The organism is Klebsiella sp. 10-1 (assembly GCF_009758445.1).
Classification (GTDB): Bacteria; Pseudomonadota; Gammaproteobacteria; order Enterobacterales; family Enterobacteriaceae; genus Klebsiella; species Klebsiella scottii.
The window spans coordinates 707,219-732,946 of the sequence record NZ_WQRE01000002.1; the positions used below are offsets into that span (position 1 = coordinate 707,219).

25 protein-coding genes and 1 tRNA gene are annotated in these 25,728 nt (G+C 56.2%); 8 read left to right on the plus strand and 18 right to left on the minus strand.

Going from position 1 to position 25,728, the window contains the following annotated elements:
* Positions 1 to 4: 4 nt before the first annotated feature.
* A complete protein-coding gene (gene rsmI, locus GO007_RS11455) occupies positions 5 to 868 on the minus strand; it encodes a 16S rRNA (cytidine(1402)-2'-O)-methyltransferase (RefSeq protein WP_095099828.1) in 864 nt (287 codons plus the stop codon).
* Between the two features lie 63 nt (positions 869 to 931).
* Here rsmI and GO007_RS11460 point away from each other — a divergent pair, with 63 nt between their 5' ends.
* From GO007_RS11460 to dolP, 4 genes are read left to right on the plus strand one after another with little or no spacing between them, the layout of a single operon-like run.
* Positions 932 to 3,043 (plus strand): penicillin-binding protein activator, encoded by a 2,112-nt coding sequence (locus GO007_RS11460; RefSeq protein WP_095099830.1) that lies wholly within the window; start codon positions 932 to 934, stop codon positions 3,041 to 3,043.
* On the plus strand, positions 3,001 to 3,387 hold the full coding sequence (locus GO007_RS11465) for a YraN family protein (RefSeq protein WP_095099833.1): 387 nt from the start codon (positions 3,001 to 3,003) through the stop codon (positions 3,385 to 3,387). Before GO007_RS11460 ends, GO007_RS11465 begins: the two co-directional genes overlap by 43 nt.
* Before the next feature lie 23 nt (positions 3,388 to 3,410).
* A complete protein-coding gene (gene diaA, locus GO007_RS11470; RefSeq protein ID WP_041147373.1) occupies positions 3,411 to 4,001 on the plus strand; it encodes a DnaA initiator-associating protein DiaA in 591 nt (196 codons plus the stop codon).
* Positions 4,002 to 4,010: 9 nt separating this feature from the next.
* Complete coding sequence (dolP, locus tag GO007_RS11475) at positions 4,011 to 4,586, plus strand: division/outer membrane stress-associated lipid-binding lipoprotein (RefSeq protein WP_045856646.1); 576 nt, start codon at positions 4,011 to 4,013, stop codon at positions 4,584 to 4,586.
* A gap of 50 nt (positions 4,587 to 4,636) precedes the next feature.
* Here the strand turns inward: dolP and GO007_RS11480 are convergent, their stop codons facing one another.
* The 3 genes from GO007_RS11480 to GO007_RS11490 all read right to left on the minus strand — a co-directional run bounded on the left by GO007_RS11480 (position 4,637) and on the right by GO007_RS11490 (position 6,897).
* On the minus strand, positions 4,637 to 5,677 hold the full coding sequence (locus GO007_RS11480) for a permease (protein ID WP_095099836.1): 1,041 nt from the start codon (positions 5,675 to 5,677) through the stop codon (positions 4,637 to 4,639).
* A gap of 46 nt (positions 5,678 to 5,723) precedes the next feature.
* Positions 5,724 to 6,368 (minus strand): NAD(P)H-binding protein, encoded by a 645-nt coding sequence (locus tag GO007_RS11485; protein WP_095099839.1) that lies wholly within the window; start codon positions 6,366 to 6,368, stop codon positions 5,724 to 5,726.
* 91 nt (positions 6,369 to 6,459) lie between these two features.
* Positions 6,460 to 6,897 (minus strand): YhbP family protein, encoded by a 438-nt coding sequence (locus GO007_RS11490; protein WP_095099842.1) that lies wholly within the window; start codon positions 6,895 to 6,897, stop codon positions 6,460 to 6,462.
* A 55-nt stretch (positions 6,898 to 6,952) separates the two neighbouring features.
* Between GO007_RS11490 and GO007_RS11495 the strand changes: the two genes are divergently transcribed.
* Positions 6,953 to 7,237: a GIY-YIG nuclease family protein gene (locus GO007_RS11495; RefSeq protein ID WP_095099845.1), complete on the plus strand. Its 285-nt coding sequence runs from the start codon at positions 6,953 to 6,955 to the stop codon at positions 7,235 to 7,237.
* Here the strand turns inward: GO007_RS11495 and GO007_RS11500 are convergent.
* Together GO007_RS11500 and ubiT are read right to left on the minus strand one after the other, a co-directional pair.
* A complete protein-coding gene (locus GO007_RS11500) occupies positions 7,224 to 7,727 on the minus strand; it encodes a GNAT family N-acetyltransferase (RefSeq protein ID WP_095099848.1) in 504 nt (167 codons plus the stop codon). The genes GO007_RS11495 and GO007_RS11500 overlap by 14 nt on opposite strands.
* Positions 7,721 to 8,245, minus strand: coding sequence for a ubiquinone anaerobic biosynthesis accessory factor UbiT (gene ubiT, locus GO007_RS11505; RefSeq protein ID WP_095099851.1), 525 nt, complete (start codon positions 8,243 to 8,245; stop codon positions 7,721 to 7,723). The genes GO007_RS11500 and ubiT overlap by 7 nt, the downstream gene beginning before the upstream one ends.
* Before the next feature lie 221 nt (positions 8,246 to 8,466).
* Between ubiT and ubiU the strand changes: the two genes are divergently transcribed.
* From ubiU to GO007_RS11520, 3 genes are all read left to right on the plus strand, one after another.
* A complete protein-coding gene (gene ubiU, locus GO007_RS11510) occupies positions 8,467 to 9,462 on the plus strand; it encodes a ubiquinone anaerobic biosynthesis protein UbiU (RefSeq protein WP_095099853.1) in 996 nt (331 codons plus the stop codon).
* Between the two features lie 8 nt (positions 9,463 to 9,470).
* Positions 9,471 to 10,349, plus strand: a complete 879-nt coding sequence (locus GO007_RS11515; protein ID WP_095099856.1) for a U32 family peptidase — start codon at positions 9,471 to 9,473, stop codon at positions 10,347 to 10,349.
* A 143-nt stretch (positions 10,350 to 10,492) separates the two neighbouring features.
* On the plus strand, positions 10,493 to 11,500 hold the full coding sequence (locus GO007_RS11520; protein ID WP_095099858.1) for a luciferase-like monooxygenase: 1,008 nt from the start codon (positions 10,493 to 10,495) through the stop codon (positions 11,498 to 11,500).
* Positions 11,501 to 11,553: 53 nt separating this feature from the next.
* Here the strand turns inward: GO007_RS11520 and mtr are convergent, their stop codons facing one another.
* The 12 genes from mtr to GO007_RS11580 form a co-directional block, all read right to left on the minus strand.
* Positions 11,554 to 12,798 carry a tryptophan permease gene (gene mtr / locus GO007_RS11525; protein ID WP_095099861.1) on the minus strand — a complete coding sequence of 415 codons (1,245 nt, stop codon included), beginning with the start codon at positions 12,796 to 12,798 and terminating at the stop codon, positions 11,554 to 11,556.
* Between the two features lie 141 nt (positions 12,799 to 12,939).
* Positions 12,940 to 14,946 (minus strand): DEAD/DEAH family ATP-dependent RNA helicase, encoded by a 2,007-nt coding sequence (locus tag GO007_RS11530; RefSeq protein WP_095099864.1) that lies wholly within the window; start codon positions 14,944 to 14,946, stop codon positions 12,940 to 12,942.
* Positions 14,939 to 15,019: a protein YrbN gene (yrbN, locus tag GO007_RS11535; RefSeq protein WP_115191791.1), complete on the minus strand. Its 81-nt coding sequence runs from the start codon at positions 15,017 to 15,019 to the stop codon at positions 14,939 to 14,941. Before yrbN ends, GO007_RS11530 begins: the two co-directional genes overlap by 8 nt.
* Positions 15,020 to 15,122: 103 nt before the next feature.
* Positions 15,123 to 16,007, minus strand: coding sequence for a lipoprotein NlpI (nlpI, locus tag GO007_RS11540; RefSeq protein WP_095099867.1), 885 nt, complete (start codon positions 16,005 to 16,007; stop codon positions 15,123 to 15,125).
* 108 nt (positions 16,008 to 16,115) lie between these two features.
* Entirely contained in the window at positions 16,116 to 18,251 is a 2,136-nt protein-coding gene (pnp, locus tag GO007_RS11545; RefSeq protein WP_095099870.1) for a polyribonucleotide nucleotidyltransferase, read from the minus strand.
* A 241-nt stretch (positions 18,252 to 18,492) separates the two neighbouring features.
* On the minus strand, positions 18,493 to 18,762 hold the full coding sequence (gene rpsO / locus GO007_RS11550; RefSeq protein ID WP_004868066.1) for a 30S ribosomal protein S15: 270 nt from the start codon (positions 18,760 to 18,762) through the stop codon (positions 18,493 to 18,495).
* Between the two features lie 148 nt (positions 18,763 to 18,910).
* Complete coding sequence (gene truB, locus GO007_RS11555; RefSeq protein ID WP_095099873.1) at positions 18,911 to 19,855, minus strand: tRNA pseudouridine(55) synthase TruB; 945 nt, start codon at positions 19,853 to 19,855, stop codon at positions 18,911 to 18,913.
* Positions 19,855 to 20,256 carry a 30S ribosome-binding factor RbfA gene (rbfA, locus tag GO007_RS11560; RefSeq protein WP_041147389.1) on the minus strand — a complete coding sequence of 134 codons (402 nt, stop codon included), beginning with the start codon at positions 20,254 to 20,256 and terminating at the stop codon, positions 19,855 to 19,857. Before rbfA ends, truB begins: the two co-directional genes overlap by 1 nt.
* A gap of 154 nt (positions 20,257 to 20,410) precedes the next feature.
* Positions 20,411 to 23,101, minus strand: coding sequence for a translation initiation factor IF-2 (gene infB / locus GO007_RS11565; RefSeq protein ID WP_095099877.1), 2,691 nt, complete (start codon positions 23,099 to 23,101; stop codon positions 20,411 to 20,413).
* 24 nt (positions 23,102 to 23,125) lie between these two features.
* Entirely contained in the window at positions 23,126 to 24,613 is a 1,488-nt protein-coding gene (gene nusA / locus GO007_RS11570; protein WP_095099880.1) for a transcription termination factor NusA, read from the minus strand.
* Positions 24,614 to 24,640: 27 nt separating this feature from the next.
* On the minus strand, positions 24,641 to 25,093 hold the full coding sequence (rimP, locus tag GO007_RS11575) for a ribosome maturation factor RimP (protein WP_143350162.1): 453 nt from the start codon (positions 25,091 to 25,093) through the stop codon (positions 24,641 to 24,643).
* Between the two features lie 205 nt (positions 25,094 to 25,298).
* Positions 25,299 to 25,375, minus strand: a tRNA-Met gene (locus GO007_RS11580).
* Positions 25,376 to 25,728: the final 353 nt, after the last annotated feature.

The following is a 25,728-nucleotide window of genomic DNA, read 5'->3' on the forward strand; positions in this document are numbered from 1 at the left end:
TAACCTACTCGCCCTGCTGCTCCAGCGCGTGCTTATACAACGCGTTTTTCTTCACGCCGTGAATTTCAGCGGCCAGCGCGGCGGCTTTTTTCAGCGGCAGCTCCGCCTGCAGCAGGGCCAGCGTACGCAGCGCGTCCGCTGGCAGGGCCTCTTCCTGGGCTTTGAATCCTTCGACGATCAGCACCATTTCGCCTTTACGACGGTTCTCATCTTCCTTCACCCACGCCAGCAGCTCGCCGATTGGCGCGCCGTGGATAGATTCCCAGGTTTTAGTCAGTTCGCGCGCCAGCACCACGTAGCGGGACTCTCCCAGCACCGTGCAGATATCTTCCAGGCTCTCCAGCAGGCGGTGGGTGGATTCATAGAAAATAATCGTCCGCGGCTCTTCTTCCAGCGCCTTCAGCGTATCGCGACGCCCCTTCGACTTTGCCGGCAGAAAGCCTTCATAGCAGAAGCGGTCGGACGGCAGGCCCGCCGCGCTCAGAGCGGCAATCGCTGCGCACGGCCCCGGCAGCGGCACCACGCGGATATTGGCTTCGCGGCAGGTGCGCACCAGATGATAGCCGGGATCGTTGATCAGCGGGGTACCGGCATCAGATACCAGCGCGATGTTTTGCCCGTCCTGCAATTTTGCCAGAAGTGTTTCAGCTTTTTGCTGTTCATTATGGTCGTGCAGGGCAAATAATCGGGCGTTAATTCCAAAATGCTGGAGCAGTAAACCGGTATGGCGGGTATCTTCTGCAGCAATTAAATCAACGGCTTGCAACACCTCCAGCGCACGCTGCGTGATATCAGACAGATTACCTATCGGCGTGGGCACAATATAGAGCTGCCCCTGAGAATTATCTGCTGATTCGTGTTGTTTCATTGTCTCGTCCGTATTGCCGAATTAATATTGAGCATTGAGCCAAAAAAATATCACTGGATACATATGGTACCGTCAACATTTCTTCGTTCTAAACCCGCGCGTTGTCTGCCCGTACTGCTGGCTGCTCTGATCTTCGCTGGCTGCGGCACCCATACCCCGGATCAAAGCACGGCGTTTTTACAGGGTACGGCACAGGCAAACTCCAGTTACTACCTGCAGCAAATGCAGCAAAGCGCGAATGATAGCAAGACCAACTGGCAATTACTCGCCATTCGTGCACTGCTGCAGGAGGGCAAAAAGCAGCAGGCCATCGATCTGTTCAACCAGCTGCCGGCTAGCCTCGATAAAACTCAGGCCCGCGAGCAGTCGCTTCTGGCGGTCGAAGTTAAGCTGGCTCAGAACGATTTCCCGGGCGCTCAGGCGCTGCTGAGCAAGCTCGATCCGGCAAGCTTCGAGACCAACCAGCAGCCCCGCTACTGGCAGGCGCAAATCGATGCCAGCCAGGGACGCCCGTCGATTACCCTGCTGCGCGCACTTATCGCCCAGCACCCGCTGCTAAGCCAGCCGAAACAGCAGCAGAAGAATATCGACGAGACCTGGAAAGCGCTGACTTCGATGACCCAGGATCAGGCCAACGCGCTGGTTATCAATGCCGACGAGAACGTCCTGCAGGGCTGGCTGGATCTGCAGCGCATGTGGTTTGATAATCGTAACGATCCGACCCTGCTCAAAGCCGGGGTGAAAGACTGGCAGACCCGCTACCCGCAGAACCCGGGCGCTAAAATGCTGCCGACGGCGCTGGTGAATATGCAAAATTATAAGCCGGCATCAACCAATAAAATCGCCCTGCTGCTGCCGCTAAACGGCCAGGCCGCGGTATTTGGCCGCACGATCCAGCAGGGATTTGAAGCGGCGAAAAACGGCGCCCCGGCGGTTGCCGGAAGCGCGGTGCCTGCGCAGGTCGCACAGGCGGCAAACGCCGCCGGTAGCGAAGTAGTCAGCCCGTCGCAGGCGGAAATCAGCGATCTCACCTCCGCAAACGCCGCTCAGGCGCCGGTACAGACTCCGGCAGCGGACCAGGCGACGGCGCCGACCGCGGCACCCACCGCCGATCCGGCGGCCGCACAGGGCGCTACGCCGGCCGCCACCAGCGCCGCGCCTGCCGACGCCGCTCAGCCGCCGGTTACGGCGCCGCAGACCCAGCCGGTTGCCTCAACCCCGGCGAACCCTGCCGCCGAACTGAAAATCTATGACACAACCAGCCAGCCGATGAGCCAGCTGCTGGCCCAGGTGCAGCAGGACGGCGCTACCATCGTCGTTGGGCCGTTGCTCAAAAACAACGTGGAAGAGGTCATTAAAAGCAACACCTCGCTGAACGTCCTTGCGCTGAACCAGCCGGAAAAAGTCGAGAACCGCGCCAATATCTGCTATTTCGCCCTCTCTCCGGAGGACGAAGCGCGCGATGCGGCACACCATATTCACGATCAGGGCAAACAGACTCCGCTGCTGCTGGTTCCACGCGGATCGCTGGGCGATCGCGTGGTCAGCGCCTTTGCCAACGAGTGGCTTAAGATCGGCGGCGGCACGGTTTTAGAGCAGCGTTTTGGCTCAACCTCTGAGCTGAAGTCCAGCGTCAACAGCGGCATCTCGTTGACCGGTAGCCCGGTGTCGACCCTGCCTTCCGCCCAGGACAGCGCGCTGGGTAGCCCGAGCGACGTGCCGGTCAGCAGCGGCGGCAGCGTCGATGCCGCATGGATCCTGGCGACGCCGGAACAAATTGGCTACATCAAACCGATGATCGCCCTGCGCAACGGTAGCCAAAGCAACGTGACGCTGTACGCCAGCTCCCGCAGCGCTCAGGGCACAGCAGGCCCGGATTTCCGTCTGGAAATGGACGGCTTGCAGTACAGCGAAATCCCAATGCTGGCTGGCAGCAACCCGGCGCTGATGCAGCAGGCGCTGTCCGCCGTGCGTAACGACTACTCGCTGGCTCGCCTGTATGCGATGGGCGCCGATGCCTGGTCGCTGGCCAACCATTTCTCGCAAATACGTCAGGTACCGGGCTTTGAGCTGAACGGTAACACCGGCGATCTGACGGCCACGCAGGACTGCGTGATCAACAGGAAACTGTCATGGCTCAAGTACCAGCGCGGACAGATCGTCGCAGCCAACTAACCAAACAAACCGGCGACGCCTGGGAAGCCCAGGCCCGCCGCTGGCTGGAAAGTCAGGGACTGCGTTTTATCGCCGCCAACGTTCGCGAACGGGGCGGCGAGATTGACCTTATTATGCGCGACGGGGCGGTTACCGTATTTGTTGAAGTGCGCTATCGTCGTAGCGCAAGCTACGGTGATGCCGCCTCCAGCGTCACGCTGAAAAAGCAACAACGACTCCTCCATGCCGCGCGTCTGTGGCTCTCCCGACATAATGGGAGCTTTGATACTGTGGATTGCCGTTTCGATGTGGTAGCCTTCACCGGAAACGACATCCAATGGCTGAAAAACGCCTTTGGCGAATAGCGTAAACGAATTTAAGGGATCCCGTGCTCGATAGAATTAAAGCCTGCTTCACTGAAAGCATTCAAACCCAAATTGCAGCAGCGGAAGCACTCCCGGACGCCATCTCCCGCGCGGCGATGACCCTCGTGCAGTCACTTCTCAACGGCAACAAAATCCTCTGTTGTGGCAATGGCACCTCTGCCGCCAACGCACAGCATTTTGCTGCCAGCATGATCAATCGTTTCGAAACGGAGCGCCCTGGTTTACCTGCCATTGCACTAAATACCGATAATGTGGTCTTAACGGCAATAGCCAACGATCGCCTGCATGACGAGGTTTACGCCAAGCAGGTGCGCGCACTTGGGCACGCCGGCGACGTACTGCTGGCGATCTCCACCCGCGGCAATAGTCGGGATATCGTGAAAGCCGTTGAAGCGGCCGTCACTCGCGATATGACCATCGTTGCGTTAACCGGCTATGACGGCGGTGAGCTGGCTGGCCTGCTGGGTCAGCAGGACGTCGAAATTCGCATTCCCTCACATCGCAGCGCGCGTATTCAGGAAATGCATATGCTTACCGTCAACTGTCTGTGTGATTTGATTGATAACACGCTTTTTCCACACCAGGACGAATAAGGAGAACACATGAAGGCTCTCTCGCCCCTCGCCATCCTTCTTTCTGCGCTACTGCTTCAGGGATGCGTTGCCGCAGCAGTAGTCGGAACGGCAGCAGTCGGCACCAAAGCCGCAACGGACCCGCGGACGGTCGGCACACAGGTCGATGACAGTACGCTTGAGCTACGCGTCAACAGCGCGTTGTCGAAAGATGAACAAATTAAGAAGCAGGCCCGCATTAATGTCACCGCCTACCAGGGCAAAGTGCTGCTGACCGGTCAATCTCCGGTGGCCGATCTCTCCGCGCGCGCGAAGCAAATTGCGATGGGCGTCGAAGGAACCACGGAAGTCTTTAATGAAGTGCGTCAGGGTCAGCCGATAGGCTTAGGGACCGCCTCTTCGGATACCTGGATTACCACCAAGGTGCGCTCCCAGCTGCTGGGCACTGACCAGGTTAAATCATCAAACGTGAAGGTGACAACCGAGAACGGAGAAGTGTTCCTGATGGGGCTGGTTACCGACCGCGAAGGTCGCGCGGCGGCGGATATCGCCAGCCGGGTAAGCGGCGTTTCTCGCGTAACAACCGCGTTTACCTATATCAAATAAGCACCGCTTACCGGGCTACAAACCTTGTGCTTTGTAGCCCGGTAAAATCATCAGATTAACGCCAGCCCGCCAACAACCGCGCCGCACAGCGCCACCAGCCCGCCGGTCAGCCAAAGGGCCTTCGCCGGAAACGCCTTATGCAGCATAATCAGCGACGGTACGCTGACCGCAGGCAGCGTGATCAGCAGAGCCAGCGCTGGCGCAAACCCCATTCCCGCCAGCATCATGGTCTGTACGATAGGGATCTCCGCCGCCGTCGGGATAACGAACAGGCAGCCGGCTATCGCCATCGCAATGACCCAGAACAGCGTGTTACCGACCACGCCGTCGGCGTGCGGGAACAGCCAGACGCGCGCGGCCCCCAGCGCCAGCACCGCCAGAATATAGACCGGGATCGTGTTCCAGAACAGCGTCCACAGCGCCCGCAGCCAGCGGCTGAAAAAACCGCCCTCAGCAATTTGTGGGGAAAGGTCGGGCACGACTGCCGGCTGAGTAGCGGCTTCCTGAACCCATTTTTGTACCAGCGTCGCCACCACCAGCACGGTCGCGAGGCCAGCCACCAGGCGAATCAAGGCAAACTGCCAGCCGAGCACAAATCCCATAAACACCAGCGTCGCCGGGTTCAGCAGCGGATTACCCATCCAGAACGCCAGCGCGCCGCCCATCGACACCTGCTGTTTACGCATGCCTGCCGCCACCGGCGCGGCGCAGCAGGTGCACATCATGCCGGGCAGCGAGAAAATCGCCCCCAGCAACGTACCGCGAAAACGCGATTGCCCGAGGGTGCGCAGCAGCCAGTTACGCGGGATCAGCACCTGAATCAGCGAGCCCAGCAGCACGCCCAGCACCGCCGCTTTCCAGACCGCCAGGAAGTAGACCAGCGCGTAATCCCACGCGGCTTTTAGCGGATTGCTATCGGCCTGGGCCAGAATAGATTTTCCAATGCTGTGCGTTTCTGCGGCAGTGAAGGCCTTACCGTAATATGGCTGCCATTTGACAAACCACAGGCCGACGATGACAACGAGGAAAAAGAGCGCGGGCTTCCACCATTGAAAAGATGATGCCGCCTGAGATGAAGACCGATCGGCCATAGCATTCCCCAGCAAGAAATATGGTTATAAAGCGAAGCGCTGAATACTACGCCTCGCCGGCGGCGATTTCACGCAATTTTGCCGATGGCAGAACGGTGACGCCTTCCTGGGAGGGCGCGAGCGCTTCACTGAGCATCGCCCGCGCGACGTCGCGGGCGTCGATAGACTTCCAGTTCCCCGGCAGCAGGCGAAACAGCGGCGCCATCAGCACTTCATTCGCGCGTTTTTTATCACGCTCGCCCAGCAGCATAGAGGGGCGAAGGATCGTCAGATTCCGCCACGCCTGGGCGCGCAGCGCCTGCTCCATTTCCCCTTTGACGCGGTTGTAGAAAAACAGCGAATGCGGGTCGGCGCCCATGGCGCTGACGACCAGCATATGCTTTGCCCCCAGCCGTAGCCCGGTCAGCGCCGTATCCACCACCAGCGTATAGTCAGCATGGATAAAGGCCGCTTTGCTCCCCGCATCGCGCAGGGTCGTGCCCAGGCAGCAAAAGACGGTGTCTATCGGGTCAACGACCTGGGCCAGCGCGTCGCTCAGCTGAGGGTCATGGGGATTAAATACGCCTTGCGTATCCGCCAGTGGGCGGCGAGTGGGCGCGGTTATCGCCGAAATAGTCGGTTCGCTCACCAGCATTCGAAGTAAGTGCCCACCAACCAAACCGGTCGCGCCTGTTATCAGCACCTGGCTCATGATGTCTCCTGAAGTCCCGCCGCGACAGGCGGCGGATAGCCTGAGAAAAAGTATGCAAGAAAAGGAAGGATTTGCACGTTTGCAGGGGGAATTACTCTATCGCAGCGTCGCGCTGCCAGTGCAGCTTCTTGCCGAAGCCGAGGGTATTGTCGGTAAACTTGAGCTCGTCGGGGCGGATTTCCCACACCGCTGCCGGTAGCGCGCGGGCAACCGGAAAGCGCCTCACGTAGCGCTGACGCATCTCTGCCTCCTCTTCTCCGTGGAGCCGGCGGATTTCACCTTTAAACTGAACTCCGCGGATCAGCGCCACGGTTTTCGGCTGACCATTCACCGTCCCGGCAACCTTAGCGCGCTCGCCGGTCATTTGCCCGTGGCGAGTTTTTTCATCGCTAAGGAGATAAAATGCTACGTTTTCAGGATCATAAATATAGAAAGCATTGGCACACCAGAGCTCGCCCTCGCTGGCGACGCACCAGGTGATGACGTGCTGTTTGCTCAGCCAGCGGCCGATCGCGGCAAGCGTATCCATCTTTTTTCTCCAGTATGCTATGGTGCACACACCTTAACATACCGACCTTTGGACCGTGCGCTGGTTTCTCTATCTGATTCGTACCGCCGATAATCGCCTCTATACCGGGATTACCACCGACGTCTCTCGTCGCTTTTGCCAGCATCAGGATGGCAAAGGAGCGAAAGCTTTACGTGGGAAAGGCGTGCTGCAGCTGGCCTTTAGTCAGGAAGTTGGTGAACACTCACTAGCACTACGGCTGGAGTATCGCATCAAGCAGCTAACGAAGCGCCAGAAAGAGCGCCTCGTTGCCGGAGATGGTTCGTTTGAAACCCTGCTGGAGAGCCTTAGAAGCGATTGAAGTGGTCGCTGTACTCAACCAGTCCGTGTACCCCTTCCAGCGCGTCATCGGCCAGAGGATGTACCTGAAACGCCTCAGCGGTGTCCGGCCAGCGGCAGCGCAGATCAAAACGCGCGGCCGGTTCAAAGCCCAGGCGGCCATACAGCGCCGGCTCGCCGAGCGTAACGACCGCGGCGTAGCTAAATTCATTCAGCGAATCCAGCCCTTCATAGACCAGCTGGCGACCGATCCCCTGACCACGGTAGCTCTCTTCTACCGCCAGCGGCGCCATGCCAACCCACTGCAGCTCTTCGCCTTCTACGGAGACCGGGCTGAAGGCCACGTAGCCAATAACCTGACCTTCATCGTCCGTTGCCACCACGCCTAGCGTGATCAGGCCGTCTTCCCGTAAATCGTGCACCAGCTGCGCTTCGGCATCGCCGCCAAAGGTTCGGCGCAGCAGAGCGTCGATTCCCGGTGCATCAATTCCAATTTCAACTCGAATCAGCATGCCTCACCTACCGATGTCTGTTCAGGTTTCCGCGGGCTGTTTAAGCCTGCTTCAACAAAATCCGCCAGTTGCAGCAGCATTATGCGCAGCGCTTTCGGCATCTGCTCCAGCTCAATGGCATCCATCAGGTTTTTTACATACAGCCCCAGCTCGGTATCGCCTTCGATAACCAGCCGACGCTGGAAGAATAGCGTATCCGGGTCCTGCTTACGCGCCGCAATCATCAGCAGATCGCTGGCATCAGCGCTAAAGCTGACGTCCGCCTCTGCCGTTGGGCTAACCACCAGCCGACCCTCGTTTACTGAGGTATACCACAGCAGGCCAATATCGCGCACATTTATACTTAACCAGCGACCCTCGAGAAAATCCAGCTCTCCATCCGCCAGCGCCTGACGAAACTGCCAGCTGAGCACCTGTTCCAGCACCTGACGCTTGAGGGCAAAAGGCGCCAGCTTAACCGGCACGCTCATCAAAGACGGGCCAAAGTGGACCAGCCGGGAACGCAATTTATCCAACACAAGCTTTACTCCATGAAAGCGACAGTTCCGCTATTGTGCCATATCAAATAAACAACATAGCGGCGTAAATCAACAAAATCACCATGACGGGTACCTATTATTGGCGCCGCCAATACGCTTTTAACTGCCTCAAATCAAAAATTGTCACCAGAAGGTTAACTAAAATCCCTGCTCATTAACCATTCAGCGTCGCCGACAGGCCGCGTTTTTCAGGAAAAATTATGGAGCTGCTCTGCCCAGCCGGTAACCTCCCGGCGCTTAAGGCGGCCATCGAAAACGGTGCCGATGCCGTGTATATCGGGCTGAAAGATGACACCAACGCCCGCCACTTTGCCGGTCTTAATTTCACCGAAAAGAAGCTGCAGGAAGCCGTCAGCTTCGTCCATCAGCATCGCCGCAAGCTGCATATTGCGATCAACACCTTCGCCCACCCGGACGGCTACGCCCGCTGGCAGCGCGCGGTGGATATGGCCGCCCAGCTGGGAGCCGATGCCCTGATCCTCGCCGATATCGCCATGCTGGAATATGCCGCCGAGCGCTATCCGCATATTGAGCGTCACGTTTCGGTTCAGGCGTCTGCGACCAACGAAGAGGCGGTGCGCTTCTATCACCGCAATTTCGACGTCGCCCGCGTGGTGCTGCCGCGCGTGCTCTCCATCCACCAGGTCAAGCAGCTGGCGCGCGTCACCCCGGTTCCGCTGGAGGTCTTCGCCTTCGGCAGCCTGTGCATTATGGCGGAAGGCCGCTGCTATCTCTCCTCGTATCTGACCGGCGAGTCGCCGAATACCGTCGGCGCCTGTTCGCCCGCGCGCTTCGTTCGCTGGCAGCAGACTCCGCAGGGCCTGGAGTCACGCCTTAACGAAGTCCTGATTGACCGTTATCAGGACGGCGAAAATGCCGGCTACCCCACCCTGTGTAAAGGCCGCTATCTGGTGGACGGCGAGCGCTATCACGCGCTGGAAGAGCCAACCAGCCTGAATACCCTTGAGCTGCTGCCGGAGCTGATGGCGGCGAATATTGCCTCGGTGAAAATTGAGGGCCGACAGCGCAGCCCGGCCTATGTCACCCAGGTGGCGAAAGTCTGGCGTCAGGCAATCGATCGCTGCAAGGCCTCCCCACAAGACTTTGTCCCACAATCCGCATGGATGGAGACTCTCGGCTCAATGTCCGAGGGGACGCAAACCACCCTTGGCGCATATCACCGTAAATGGCAGTGAGAAACGTGATGAAATATTCGTTAGGGCCGGTGCTGTATTACTGGCCGAAAGAGACGCTGGAAGATTTTTATCAGCAGGCGGCAGGCTGTAGCGCCGACACGATTTATCTCGGCGAAGCGGTGTGCAGCAAGCGTCGCGCGACCAAGGTCGGCGACTGGATCGATATGGCGAAAATGCTGGCGGCCAGCGGGAAGCAGGTGGTCCTCTCGACCCTCGCCCTGGTTCAGGCCTCCTCTGAGCTGGGGGAGCTTAAACGCTACGTCGAGAACGGCGAGTTTTTGATTGAGGCCAGCGATCTGGGCGTCGTCAATATGTGCGCTGAGCGTAAGCTGCCGTTTGTCGCCGGCCATGCGCTCAACTGCTATAACGCCGTGACCCTGCGCCTGCTGCTCAGGCAGGGAATGGTGCGCTGGTGCATGCCGGTCGAGCTTTCCCGCGACTGGCTGATGAACCTGCTGACGCAGTGTGAAGAGCTGGGGATCCGCAAGCAGTTCGAGGTTGAAGTGCTGAGCTATGGCCATCTGCCGCTGGCCTACTCTGCGCGTTGCTTTACCGCCCGCTCTGAAGACAAACCGAAGGATGAGTGTGAAACCTGCTGCATCAAATACCCCAACGGGCGCGACGTGCTTTCGCAGGAAAACCAGCAGGTGTTCGTGCTCAACGGCATTCAGACCATGAGCGGATACGTCTATAACCTTGGTAACGAGCTGGCGTCGATGCGCGGCCTGGTCGATATGGTTCGCCTGTCGGCGCTGGATAACAACGTCTTTGCCATGCTTGACGCCTTCCGGGCAAACGAAAACGGCGCCTCGCCGCTGCCGCTCACCGCCAACAGCGAGTGCAATGGTTACTGGAAGCGGCTGGCAGGACTGGAATTACAGAGCTGATAAACCGCTCACTTTGTTAATAGCTATCATCACTTTTTAATGCACTATTGAAGTCGCAGCTTTTCTGGCCAGCGCGTCCCGGATGCGCCAGGCTGGAAGAAGACCTTCAATCTGATGACTATGCTGTAGCAAAGTGAGCCTTTATGACTGACAAATCTGTTCCGTTCTCGGTGCTCGATCTGGCGCCGATCCCGCAGGGTTCTTCGGCAAAAGAAGCCTTCTCCCACTCGTTAGACCTGGCGCAGCTGGCTGAAAAACGCGGCTATCACCGCTACTGGCTGGCAGAGCACCATAATATGGTCGGTATTGCCAGCGCCGCGACCTCGGTGCTTATCGGCTATCTGGCGGCCAACACCCGCACCCTGCGCCTCGGTTCCGGCGGCGTGATGCTGCCCAACCACTCGCCGCTGGTGATTGCCGAACAGTTTGGCACGCTGAATACCCTCTACCCCGGCCGTATCGACCTCGGTCTCGGGCGCGCCCCGGGTAGCGATCAGCCCACCATGCGCGCGCTGCGCCGCCATATGAGCGGTGACGTCGATAACTTCCCGCGCGATGTTGCGGAGCTGGTTGACTGGTTCGATGCCCGCGACCCGAATCCGCACGTGCGCCCGGTGCCCGGCTATGGCGAGCAGATCCCGGTGTGGCTGCTTGGCTCCAGCCTCTACGGCGCCCAGCTGGCAGCGCAGCTCGGCCTGCCGTTTGCCTTCGCTTCGCACTTTGCGCCGGAGATGCTGTTCCAGGCCCTGCACCTCTACCGTACTCATTTCAAGCCCTCCGCGCGGCTGGAAAAACCGTACGCGATGGTCTGCATCAATATTATTACCGCCGACAGCAACCGCGATGCGGAGTTCCTGTTCACCTCAATGCAGCAGGCTTTCGCTAAGCTACGCCGCGGTGAAACCGGCCAGTTGCCGCCGCCGGTGGAGAATATGCCCCAGCTGTGGTCCGCCTCCGAGCAATACGGCGTACAGCAGGCGCTGAGCATGTCTCTGGTTGGGGATAAAGCGAAGGTACGTCACGGTCTGGAGTCGATATTGCGCGAAACGCAGGCCGACGAGCTGATGGTTAACGGCCAGATTTTCGATCATCAGGCGCGCCTGCACTCGTTTGAGCTGGCGATGCAGGTGAAAGAGGAATTATTGGGTTAACATCTGTCGCAGCTTCCCGGCTGAGCGTAGCCCCAGCCGGGAAGCTGACGAATTTATTGATAAACCGGCAGTAGGTTAAAGCTCGATAAGAAGTGCACGATAACGTTGCCGACGCCGAATAACAGGATCAGCGCAATCATCGGCTTTCCACCCCAAACGCGGAATTGTGGGCTACCGAAGCGTTTACGCGATGCGCGGGCCAGCAGAGCCGGGACGATTGCCGCCCAGATCGTTGCCGCCAGTCCCGCATAGCCGATGGCATACAGGAAGCCGTTCGGCCACAGCAGGCCGCCGATAACCGGCGGTACGAAGGTCAGGATCGCGGTCTTAAAGCGCCCCAGCGCAGAGTCATCAAAACCGAACAGGTCAGCCAGATAGTCAAACAGTCCCAGCGTAACTCCGAGGAACGAGCTGGCCACCGCAAAGTTTGAGAACACCACCAGCAGCAGATCCAGGCTGCGGCTGTTCAGCACGCCGCTCAGCGCCTGTACCAGCACATCAATGTTACCGCCCTTCTGCGCGATGCCGATAAACTCCGCGCGCGGGATATTGCCCATGGTCACCAGCAGCCAGATTACGTACAGCCCCAGCGCCAGCAGCGTGCCGTAGACCAGACAGCGGGTAATGGTGCGGGGATCTTTGCCGTAGTACTTCATCAGGCTTGGGACGTTGCCGTGATAGCCGAAGGATGCCAGGCAGAACGGCAGGGTCATCAGCAGGTACGGCATATAGGATGCGTTTTGTTCGGCAACGTTGAACAACGTCGTCGGCTGTACGTGCCCCAGCAGGCTCCCGAAGGTCAGAAAGAACGTAATGACCTTCGCCCCCAGAACAATCGCCGTCATTCGGCTTACCGCTTTGGTACTCAGCCACACGACAAACGCCACCAGCAGGGCAAAGCCAAATCCTGCCGCTCGCGCCGGAACGTTGAGCGACATCTCGGAAAAGGTATGATGCAGAATTGAGCCGCTGGCCGAGATGTAGGCGTAGGTCAGAATATAGAGCACAAAGGCAATCGACACGCCGTTAATCAGGTTCCAGCCCTTGCCGAGCAGATCTTTGGTGATGGTATCGAAGCTGGACCCAATGCGGTAATTCAGGTTTGCTTCCAGAATCATCAGCCCGGAATGCAGCATGCAGAACCAGGTGAAAACCAGAGCCGCCAGCGACCAGAAGAACCACGCGCCGGACATAACTACCGGCAGCGAGAACATGCCCGCGCCAATAATGGTTCCGCCGATAATCACCACGCCGCCGAATAAGGACGGGCGCGATGCCGTAGTGGTTAGTGTCGCCATTTAGCGTAATCTCCAGTCAATAATACTTTGCTCATCGTTAGCGTGCAGCACTGTACCAGTACACGAGTACGATTGAAATAAAAAAAGCCCCAATCGTTAAGATCGGGGCTGTATCATTTACTTTACGCTAGCGAGCGCTAATTACGCATCGCCGCCGAAACGACGACGGCTTGATGAGTCATCACGACGCGGGGCGGAATCTTCGCGACGCGGCGCTGAATCATCACGGCGCGGAGCATGACCTTCACGACGAGGAGCATGGCCTTCACGACGTTCGCCGCTGAAACGACGACCATCACCACGACCGCCTTCGCGACGTTCACCGCCGAAAGCACGACCGCCTTCACGACGTTCGCCACCGAAGGCACGGCCGCCTTCACGACGCTCACCGCCGCCACGACGTTCACCGCTACGCTCAGGGCGCGGCTGGGCATCGCCCATCAGCTGCATGTTCATCGGTTTGTTCAGGATACGGGTACGAGTAAAGTGCTGCAGCACTTCGCCCGGCATGCCTTTCGGCAGCTCGATCGTGGAGTGGGTACCAAACAGCTTGATGTTACCGATGTAACGGCTGCTGATGTCGCCTTCGTTAGCGATAGCGCCAACAATGTGACGAACTTCAACACCATCGTCGCGGCCCACTTCAATACGATACAGTTCCATATCGCCAACATCGCGACGCTCGCGTTTAGGACGATCTTCACCGCTACGCTCAGGACGGTCGCCGCGCGGGCCACGGTCATTGCGATCGTTACGGTCATTACGACGTTCAAAACGATCGTCGCGATCGCGGAATTCGCGTTTAGGACGCATCGGCGCATCCGGCGGCAGGATCAGAGGACGTTCGCCCTGAGCCATTTTCAGCAGAGCTGCGGCCAGAGTTTCGATATCCAGCTCTTCACCTTCAGCGGACGGTTTGATGTTCGCCAGCAGCGCACGGTACTGATCCAGATCGCTGCTTTCCAGCTGCTGCTGAACCTTAGCGGCGAATTTTTCCAGACGGCGTTTGCCCAGCAGCTCTGCGTTCGGCAGCTCGACTTCCGGAATGGTCAGCTTCATGGTGCGTTCGATGTTACGCAGCAGACGGCGTTCGCGGTTCTCAACGAACAGCAGCGCACGACCTGCACGACCTGCACGACCGGTACGGCCGATACGGTGAACGTAAGATTCGGAGTCCATTGGGATGTCGTAGTTAACAACCAGGCTGATACGCTCTACGTCAAGGCCGCGGGCCGCAACGTCGGTAGCAATCAGGATGTCCAGACGACCGTCTTTCAGACGTTCCAGAGTCTGCTCACGCAGGGACTGGTTCATATCACCGTTCAGCGCGGCGCTGTTATAGCCGCTACGCTCCAGCGCTTCGGCCACTTCCAGGGTCGCGTTTTTGGTACGCACGAAGATAATCGCCGCATCAAAATCTTCCGCTTCCAGGAAACGCACCAGCGCTTCGTTTTTACGCATACCGTAAGCAGTCCAGTAGCTCTGGCTGATGTCCGGGCGAGTGGTTACGCTGGACTGGATGCGCACTTCCTGCGGCTCTTTCATAAAGCGGCGGGTAATACGACGGATCGCTTCCGGCATAGTGGCAGAGAACAGAGCGGTCTGATGACCTTCCGGGATCTGAGCCATAATCGTTTCTACGTCTTCGATAAAGCCCATGCGCAGCATTTCGTCAGCTTCATCCAGCACCAGACCGCTCAGCTTAGAGAGATCCAGAGTACCGCGCTTCAGGTGGTCAAGCAGACGACCCGGGGTACCCACAACAATTTGTGGTCCCTGGCGCAGAGCACGCAGCTGCACGTCATAACGCTGGCCGCCGTAAAGGGCTACCACGTTTACGCCGCGCATATGTTTAGAGAAGTCCGTCATCGCTTCAGCAACCTGTACCGCCAGTTCGCGGGTCGGCGCCAGCACCAGAATTTGCGGTGCTTTGAGCTCAGGATCAAGATTGTTCAACAGCGGTAAAGAGAACGCTGCGGTTTTACCGCTACCCGTCTGGGCCATACCCAGAACGTCGCGGCCGCCCAGCAGGTGCGGAATGCACTCAGCCTGGATCGGAGATGGTTTTTCGTAACCCAGATCGTTAAGGGCTTCAAGGATAGGAGCCTTCAGGCCCAGATCTGCAAAAGTGGTTTCGAATTCAGCCATGTAGTACGTGTGCCTCAAAATTAATGGCGGCCAGTCTACATAACTCAACGTGAAAATTTACAGTAATTTTCATTGAAAAGTGTGAACCGGCTCAAAGTAGGTGTATTAACGAACAACAACGCCCTCACCCGCGAAGGTGATGGCAATAAAAAAATGGGCTGATGTTTGTTCGTCAGCTATTGCTGGTCCGATTCTGCCAGGTCATCTTGCTCCTGGCCCAAGAGCGATAATTCCAACAATGCGTATCGGTGCTCAACGTAGTTGTGAACGTTGTTTGCGACCGCCAGTTTGAACAGTGCCGTAGCGCTGTCCTTGTCCCCCAGACTTAGGTAGTACTTACCTAAATAGAAGTTGGTTTCACTGAGATGCTCAGCGAGCGAGGTGTTATCCGTTGCGTCTGCCTTCAAACGATCCATCAGCGTTTTTTCGCTAATATCGTTAAGGTAGAACTCGACAATGTTCCATCCCCATTGCTCTTTGTCCGATTTCTCGAAGCGCTGTTTCAGTGCTTCAAGCGCCTGCTTCTCGTCGAGTTTGCGCTCAGCGAGGTAAAGCCACAGGCTACGGAAAGGATCATTGGGATCGTCTTGATAAAACGCCAGCAGATCATCTTGCGCTAACTTAGCACGACCCCCGTAATACAGGGCGATGCCGCGATTTAAGTGCGCGTAGTTATAAGTTGGATCAAGCTCAAGTACAGAATCAAACGCTTCATAGGCAGCATCAAAATTACCTGCCTGCGTTAAATATATGCCTAAGTAGTTGAATACTTCGGGCATATCAGGTCGGATTGCCAGCGCTTGTGAAAAATCGTTTCGCGCTAATGCCCTCAGACCGAGACTATCATACAACACTCCGCGCTCATATAAAAGCTGTGCGCGTTCATCATCGGTTAAAGCCCGACTGGCAAGAATTTGTTCCATGCGCGCCAGAATCACTTCTTGCTGCAAAGTCGGTTGCAATGGCACCGCGAGGACTGCGTCCTTACGCCAGGCAGAGTTGCTGCATCCTGCCAGCGTGAGAGCTGTCGCCACGAAACACCAGCGCAAAAAAGGCTTCATTTCCCACTCCCGAAGACAACGATTGGATGAACGTCCAGTTCCCCGGCTGCAAACAAGGCGTCCTGCCCGTAATACACCCTCCGCAAACGCGGAGGGCAAACGGCAACCTTACTCGCCCTGCTCAGCGACCGGAGCTTCCGGTGCGCTTACAGGCTGAGTCTGCTCAGTTGCTTCTTTGATGCTCAGACGGACGCGGCCCTGACGGTCAACTTCCAGAACCTTAACCGGCACTTCCTGACCCATCTGCAGGTAATCGGTCACTTTCTCAACGCGCTTGTCGGCGATCTGAGAAATATGCACCAGACCTTCTTTACCGCCGCCGATGGCAACGAATGCGCCAAAGTCAACGATACGGGTCACTTTACCATTGTAGATACGACCAACTTCGATCTCAGCGGTAATCTCTTCGATACGACGAATAGCGTGCAACGCTTTGTCGCCGTCGGTCGCTGCGATTTTCACGGTACCGTCATCTTCGATTTCGATGGTGGTGCCGGTTTCTTCAGTCAGCGCACGGATGACGGAACCGCCCTTACCGATCACGTCTTTGATCTTGTCCGGGCTGATCTTGATGGTGTGGATACGCGGTGCGAATTCGGAGATGTCGCCGCGCGGCGCGTTAATCGCCTGCTCCATTACGCCCAGGATGTGCAGACGCGCACCTTTAGCCTGGTTCAGCGCAACCTGCATGATCTCTTTGGTGATACCTTCAATTTTGATATCCATCTGCAGCGCAGAGATACCGTCGCGGGAACCCGCAACTTTGAAGTCCATATCGCCCAGGTGATCTTCGTCGCCGAGAATATCGGAGAGAACGACATAGTTGTCGCCTTCTTTCACCAGACCCATTGCGATACCCGCAACGGAGGCTTTAATCGGCACGCCAGCGTCCATCAGCGCCAGAGAGGCACCGCAAACGGAAGCCATGGAAGAAGAACCGTTAGATTCGGTGATTTCAGAAACCACGCGGACGGTGTACGGGAATTCTTCGGTGGTCGGCATTACGGCCAGTACGCCGCGCTTAGCCAGACGACCGTGACCAATTTCACGACGCTTCGGTGAACCTACCATTCCGGTCTCGCCTACGGAGTACGGAGGGAAGTTGTAGTGGAACAGGAAGGAGTCGGTACGATCGCCCATCAGCTCATCGATGTTCTGCGCGTCACGCGCGGTGCCCAGGGTCGCGGTAACCAGCGCCTGAGTTTCACCGCGGGTGAACAGTGCGGAACCGTGGGTACGCGGCAGTACGCCGGTACGAACGTCCAGACCACGAATCATATCTTTTTCACGGCCATCGATGCGCGGTTCGCCTGCCAGTACGCGGCTACGAACGGCATTTTTCTCGATAGCGTGCAGAATTTCACCCAGATCATTAGCGTCCAGGGCTTCATCTTCAGCAGTCAGCGTAGCGATAGTTTCAGCTTTGATCACACCAATCTGAGCATAGCGCTCTTGTTTGTCAGTGATGCGGTAAGCATCGCTCAGGCGAGCTTCAGCCAGGGCTGCAACGCGGGCATTCAGCGCGGCGTCTACGACTTCCGGCTGCCATTCCCAGCGCGGTTTACCCGCTTCTTTCACCAGGTCATTGATGGTCTGAATAACAATCTGCTGCTGCTCGTGGCCGAATACCACCGCGCCCAGCATCTGGTCTTCGCTCAGCAGTTCTGCTTCGGATTCAACCATCAGGACCGCAGCTTCGGTACCGGCAACAACCAGGTCCAGCTTACTTTCTTTCAGCTCATCCTGAGTCGGGTTCAGTACGTACTGGTCGTTAATGTAGCCCACGCGCGCGGAGCCGATAGGACCGTTAAACGGAATACCGGACAGAGACAGCGCAGCGGAAGCACCGATCATCGCAACGATGTCCGGGTTAACCTGCGGGTTAACGGAAACAACGGTGGCAATAACCTGAACTTCATTAACGAAACCTTCCGGGAACAGCGGACGAACCGGGCGGTCAATCAGACGCGCAATCAGGGTTTCGCCTTCGCTTGGACGGCCTTCGCGACGGAAGAAACCACCCGGGATTTTACCTGCTGCGTAGGTACGTTCTTGATAGTTTACGGTCAGCGGGAAGAAGTCCTGGCCTGGCTTCGCTTTCTTCTGGCCGACAACGGTAACGAATACCGCAGTGTCATCCATGCTTACCATGACGGCGGCAGTGGCCTGACGTGCCATCATGCCGGTTTCCAGAGTGACGGTGTGTTGGCCGTACTGGAATTTACGAACGATCGGATTTAGCAAAATTCTATCCTTTTATCAAAAAGTGACGCTATATCGAGGATATAGCGTCAGATGACCCGATCTTCTGCATCCTCGCGACTAATGACAACCTTTACCCGCCCCTGCGGATGAAGCCTCTCATTAGCCGCGCGAACCTCTGCACGAAGATCATTAATAGCAACAATACATGAGTTTTTAGCTAATTGCTGCCGCCTGGTCGAAAAAAGGGGCCCTGAGGCCCCTTTTTCTGAAACTCGCAGAATTAGCGACGCAGACCCAGACGCTCGATCAGCGAAGAGTAACGTGCAACATCTTTACGTTTCAGGTAGTCGAGCAGTTTACGACGCTGGGAAACCATGCGCAGCAGACCACGACGGCTGTGGTGATCTTTTTTATGCTCGGAAAAGTGACCCTGCAGATGGTTAATCTGGGCAGTCAGCAGTGCAACCTGAACTTCGGTAGAACCGCTGTCGTTTTCGCCACGACCAAACTCAGAAACGATTTTTGCTTTAGCTTCAACGCTTAGAGACATTTTAAAACTCCAAAAATTAAAAGAAAGAAAGGGTGCCGATCTCTAATTCAGCGACCCCTGATGCGACGCCCGAAAATGTTAAAACACTTTTGCGGACGTCAGGCGGCGATATTCTACTCGCAGCCAGCTTTTATCGCAAGATCAGCCCTCAGGCAGGGTATTCAACGACCAGACGACGCGGCGCCACGCGGCCCTCGTCATCAATTTCACCCATCCCGAGAAACTTCTCGTCTTCGCCTTCCGTTACGCGTACCAGCCCCTGCTTCGGCGCTCCCGAAGTGCGGACCGGATTACCGTTTTTAAAGTATACCGCCGACGTTTCTGGAATATTAACCAGCGGATAATCCGACGCCGGGCTGTCCATCGGCATCAGCAGCGGATCGAGCAGCTGCGCGGCAGGAATATCCTGCTCTTGCGCCTGTTCAACCAGCGCCTGCAGCTGTTCGAGCGTCACCATACGTTCAACAGGATATTTGCTGACGGCCAGGCGGCGCAGGAAAATCACGTGCGCGCCACAGCCTAGCTTTTCGCCTAAATCGTCGATAATCGTACGAATATAGGTCCCTTTTGAACAGTGGATTTCCAGCTCAAGCTCATCGCCTACATGGCGAATAAACAGCAGCTCGTAGACGGTAATCGGCCGGGCTTCGCGCGGGACGTCAATCCCCTGGCGGGCATATTCGTACAGCTTTTTACCCTGGTACTTCAGCGCCGAATACATTGACGGCACCTGCTGAGTCTCGCCGCGAAAGCCTTCCAGCGCGGAGGCCAGCTGAGCGTCGCTGAAGGCCAGCGGACGCTCTTCCACCACCTGACCATCGGCATCAGAGGTATCGGTGCGTTGACCCAGTTTGGCAATTACGCGGTAACGCTTGTCAGAATCGAGCAGGTACTGGGAAAACTTGGTCGCTTCTCCGAGGCAAATCGGCAGCATGCCGGTTGCCAGCGGATCCAGCGCACCGGTATGTCCTGCCCGGTTAGCGTTATAAATACGTTTTACTTTTTGCAGTACGTCATTGCTGGAAGCCCCCTGGGGTTTATCCAGCAAAAGTACGCCGTGCACATCGCGGCCGCGACGACGAGGACGACTCATTAGTCCTCCTTGACGTCGTCCGGATTCACACGACGCTCATCGTCATGCTTCACCACGCTGGTCACCAGGTTAGACATGCGCATCCCTTCGACCAGCGAGTTGTCGTAGAAGAAGGTCAGTTCCGGCACGATACGCAGACGCATCGCTTTACCCAGCAGCGAGCGGATAAATCCGGATGCTTCCTGCAGCGCTTTAATGCCCGCTTTAACAGCGGCTTCATCTTTGTCGTTCAGGAACGTCACAAACACTTTGGCATAGGCCAGATCGCGGGACATTTCTACACCAGAGACGGTAGTCATCATGCCCAGGCGCGGATCTTTAATTTCGCGCTGCAGGATGATAGCAATCTCTTTTTGCATCTCCTGAGCTACGCGCTGCGGGCGACCAAATTCTTTCGCCATAATAAATTCTCCAGAATAAAGACAAAAAAGGGGCTATAAGCCCCTTTTTAAAATGATTGCCGGGTGGCGCTTCGCTGACCCGGCTTACCCTCGGCGATCTTCCGTCAATTTTGAGCTGCAGCACAAGGCGCTGCGGCCCAATAGTCGACCAAGATTACGCGATGGTACGTTGGATTTCGATGATTTCGAACACTTCGATCATATCGCCAACGCGAACGTCGTTGTAGTTCTTAACGCCGATACCACATTCCATACCGTTACGGACTTCGTTAACGTCATCTTTGAAGCGGCGCAGGGATTCCAGCTCGCCTTCATAGATAACCACGTTGTCACGCAGTACGCGGATTGGGTTGTGACGCTTAATCGTGCCTTCGGTAACCATACAGCCCGCGATGGCGCCAAATTTCGGCGATTTGAACACATCACGCACTTCAGCCAGACCAATGATCTGCTGTTTCAGTTCCGGAGACAGCATGCCGCTCATTGCTGCTTTAACTTCGTCGATCAGGTTATAGATGACGGAGTAGTAGCGCAGATCCAGGCTTTCAGATTCAATCACTTTGCGAGCAGATGCATCAGCACGCACGTTGAAGCCAACCAGGATAGCGTTGGATGCCGCAGCCAAGGTCGCGTCGGTTTCAGTGATACCACCTACGCCAGAACCAATGATCTTCACTTTAACTTCGTCGGTGGACAGTTTCAGTAAAGAGTCAGAGATAGCTTCTACAGAGCCCTGAACGTCCGCTTTCAGTACCACGTTCACTTCGTGAACTTCGCCTTCGGTCATGTTAGCGAACATGTTCTCAAGCTTAGACTTCTGCTGACGCGCCAGTTTGACTTCGCGGAATTTGCCCTGACGATACAGCGCAACTTCACGCGCTTTTTTCTCGTCACGAACAACGGTCACTTCGTCGCCCGCAGCCGGAACGCCGGACAGGCCGAGGATTTCAACCGGAATGGACGGACCCGCTTCCAGCACTTCCTGACCCAGTTCGTTACGCATTGCACGAACGCGGCCGTATTCGAAGCCACACAGAACGATATCGCCCTTGTTCAGAGTACCTTCACGTACCAGAACGGTAGCTACCGGACCACGACCTTTATCCAGGAAGGATTCGATGACCGCGCCGCTTGCCATACCGTTGCGAACGGCTTTCAGCTCCAGAACTTCAGCCTGCAGCAGAATGGCGTTCAGCAGATCGTCAATACCGGTACCGGCTTTCGCAGAAACAGGGATGAACTGAGACTCGCCGCCCCACTCTTCCGGCATAACGCCGTACTGAGACAGTTCGGTTTTAACACGGTCCATATCAGCTTCTGGTTTGTCGATTTTGTTGACCGCAACAACTACCGGCACCTGCGCTGCTTTCGCATGCTGGATAGCTTCGATAGTCTGCGGCATCACGCCATCGTCCGCGGCAACAACCAGAACAACGATATCCGTTGCCTGAGCACCACGAGCACGCATCGAGGTAAACGCGGCGTGGCCCGGGGTATCCAGGAAGGTGATCATGCCGTTTTCAGTTTCAACGTGGTACGCACCGATGTGCTGGGTAATACCACCCGCTTCGCCGGAGGCAACTTTCGTTGAACGGATATAGTCGAGCAGAGAGGTTTTACCGTGGTCAACGTGACCCATGATGGTCACAACCGGTGCACGGGCTTCTGCCGCGGCGCCGGTATCACGGTCGCTCATTACCGCTTCTTCCAGCTCGTTCTCACGACGCAGGATAACCTTGTGGCCCATCTCTTCGGCAACCAGCTGTGCGGTTTCCTGGTCGATGACCTGGTTGATGGTCGCCATTGCGCCCAGCTTCATCATCGCTTTGATGACCTGAGAGCCTTTGACCGCCATCTTGTTAGCCAGATCGCCAACGGTGATGGTTTCGCCAATGATGACGTCACGGTTCACGGCCTGAGCCGGCTTCTGGAAGCCCTGCTGCAGGGAAGAACCTTTACGCTTGCCGCCTTTACCACCGCGTACGGCCGCACGGGCTTCTTCGCGATCGGCTTTGGATTCAGCGTGCTTGTTGCCTTTCTTCTGAGGGCGTGCTGCTTTGGCGTTACGGCCACGGCCGCGACCGCCTTCAACTTCACGGTCGTTGTCGTCTTCTGCCTGACGGGCATGCTGAGACGTGGTCACGTGATAGTCAGAGGTTTCTTCAGGAGGCGTTTCTGGCGTTTCGGTCCAGTTCTTTTCATTTTCGGCAGCCATACGGCGTGCATCGTCCGCCACGCGGCGCGCTTCTTCTTCAAGCTTGCGACGTGCTTCTTCTTCCGATTTACGCTTCAGCTCTGCAGCTTCGTTTTCACGGCGGCTCTTTTCAGCCTGGGCGGTTTTAGTCATGTCGTCGGTTTGTTGATTGCTCACTTTGTCTTTTTCCGCAGCTTCACGTTTCGCTTTATCAGCGACTTCACGTTTAGCTTGTTCTGCGGCCTCACGTTCAGCTTTTAATTGCGCCTCTCGCTTAGCCGTTTCTTCAGCTTCACGATGGGCCTGCTCTTCCGCTTCACGCTGCGCCTGCTCTTCCGCGGCAAGGCGTTCTGCCTCTTGCGGATCGCGTTTCACAAAGGTGCGTTTCTTGCGGACTTCGATTTGTACCGATTTGCTCTTTCCACCGGTACCTGGAATATTTAACGTGCTGCGCGTTTTGCGCTGCAGCGTCAGCTTGTCGGGCGCCGAGCCGTGTTCACGGTTCAGGTGCGTCAACAAGGTTTGCTTCTCTTGCGCGGTCACAGAGTCATCGACCGATTTGCGGATCCCTGCATCAGCAAATTGCTGTATCAGGCGATCCACAGAGGTCTGAATCTCTGAGGCCAGCGCTTTAATGGTCACATCTGTCATGCTGTTCCTTCCTGCTACAGTTTATTACGCTTCGTCGCCGAACCAACAAATATTACGGGCGGCCATGATGAGCTCTCCGGCTTTTTCGTCGGTCAACCCTTCGATATCAGCCAGATCATCAATGCCCTGCTCGGCGAGATCTTCCAGCGTACAAACGCCACGGGCAGCCAGTTTGAAAGCCATCAGACGTTCCAGACCTTCCAGATTCAGTAAATCATCGGCAGGTTTAGTCTCTCCCAGGCTTTCTTCCTGAGCCAGCGCCAACGTGGTCAGCGCATTTTTCGCACGCTCACGAAGTGCTTCAACGGTGGCTTCATCCAGACCGTCGATTTCCAGCAGTTCTTTCACCGGCACATAGGCCAGTTCTTCCAGAGTGGCGAAACCTTCTTCAACCAACATCGTAGCGAAATCTTCATCAATATCGAGATACTTGGTGAAAGTATCAATCGCCGCATGGGCTTCAGCCTGATGCTTAGCCTGCAGGTCATCAACGGTCATCACGTTGAGTTCCCAGCCGCTCAGCTGCGATGCCAGACGCACGTTCTGACCGTTACGGCCGATCGCCTGCGCCAGATTGCCCGCTTCAACGGCGATATCCATGGTGTGTTTGTCTTCATCCACCACGATAGACGCCACGTCAGCCGGAGCCATCGCGTTAATCACGAACTGCGCCGGGTTATCATCCCACAGGACGATATCGATACGCTCGCCGCCCAGTTCGGTAGAAACCGCCTGAACGCGCGCACCGCGCATGCCGACGCAGGCGCCAACCGGATCGATACGCTTATCGTTGGTTTTCACCGCGATTTTCGCACGGGAACCCGGATCGCGAGCGGCGGCTTTAATCTCGAGGACTTCTTCACCGATTTCCGGCACCTCAATGCGGAACAGTTCGATCAGCATTTCCGGCTTAGAACGGGTAACGAACAGCTGAGCGCCGCGCGCTTCCGGACGTACCGCGTACAGAACGCCGCGAATACGGTCGCCTGGACGGAAGTTTTCACGCGGCAGCATATCTTCACGCAGGATCACGGCTTCAGCATTGCTGCCCAGATCCAGAGTGATGTTATCGCGGTTCACTTTTTTCACCACGCCGGTGATGATTTCACCTTCGTGCTCGCGGAACTGATCGACAACCATTGCACGTTCGGCTTCACGTACTTTCTGTACGATAACCTGTTTTGCCGTTTGCGTGGTGATGCGGTCGAAGGTGACGGATTCAATCTGGTCTTCGACAAAGTCACCAGGATTCATGCTTTCGTCTTCGTAACGCGCCGCTTCAAGCGTAATTTCGCGAGTCGGCTGGGTAACTTCTTCAACGACCAACCAGCGACGGAAGGTATCAAAATCACCGCTACGACGATCGATGCTCACACGCACGTCGATCTCTTGTTCGTATTTTTTCTTTGTAGCCGTTGCCAGAGCGCTTTCCAGCGCTTCGAAAATCTTCTCGCGCGGCAGCGCCTTTTCGTTGGAAACGGCTTCAACAACAGCCAAAATTTCTTTGTTCATCGGGGCCTTTCACCTCAATCCAGACTGTTAAAAGTGGGGAACCAGGTTCGCCTTCTGGATGTTACTCAGCGCGAACACTTCATCTTTGCCTTCGACGGTTACCGTGATCATTTCACCATCTACCGCTTTGATAATGCCCTGCCATTTGCGGCGATTTTGAACCGCCATACGCAGTACCAGCGAAACTTCCTCACCGGAAAAACGCGCATAGTGTTCGGCGGTAAACATCGGGCGATCGAGACCAGGTGAAGACACTTCCAGGTTATAAGCAACGGTGATCGGATCTTCGACGTCCATGACAGCACTGACCTGGTGGCTAACATCAGCACAATCATCAACATTGATGCCATTATCACTATCAATATAGATGCGCAGTGTGGAAGTGCGACCACGAACGAATTCGATGCCGACCAGCTCAAAGCCAAGCGCTTCAACCGGCGCAGTGAGCATCTCTGTTAATTTTTGCTCTAATGTGGACAAACCCACCCCCAAGACATAAAAAAAGGGCGTATAGCCCAGTTATTCTGAAGTCAGATAACAAAAAACCCCGATAAATCGGGGTTTTAGATAACTGAACCCTGCGATCGCAACTGCGATCTGGAACACTTCCAGGAGAATTCTTTCAAATTCGGCTACGAAGGACCAGGTCCTCACAGTATATTTGAAAAAGTACTCAAAGGGAAAGTGGTTGCGGGGGCCGGATTTGAACCGACGACCTTCGGGTTATGAGCCCGACGAGCTACCAGGCTGCTCCACCCCGCGCCTGAAACGTGGCATATTTTACTCTTATTGAGCAAAAGACGCAAATACTGCTGGGATTTGGTACCGAGGACGGGACATAAAATCGTGGTAAAGTGTATTGATAAACCCTATATTTTGTCAACATGTATTTCACATTGCCCGCTTCCCGTTTGTGCTGGCATTTCGCCCTTTTTTAGCAAAAAAGTAATGAATCACTTCCTGTCATCCATAAAAGATGATTAAATGAAAACTCATAATTAATGCATAAACATGCAATAGGGACATATCCCATTTGACGTAATTTTTACGCCACCTTGGCATGGAGAGCGCGAGAAGACCGGCGTGTATGGTTATACATAAAGGTTTTTAAGCAT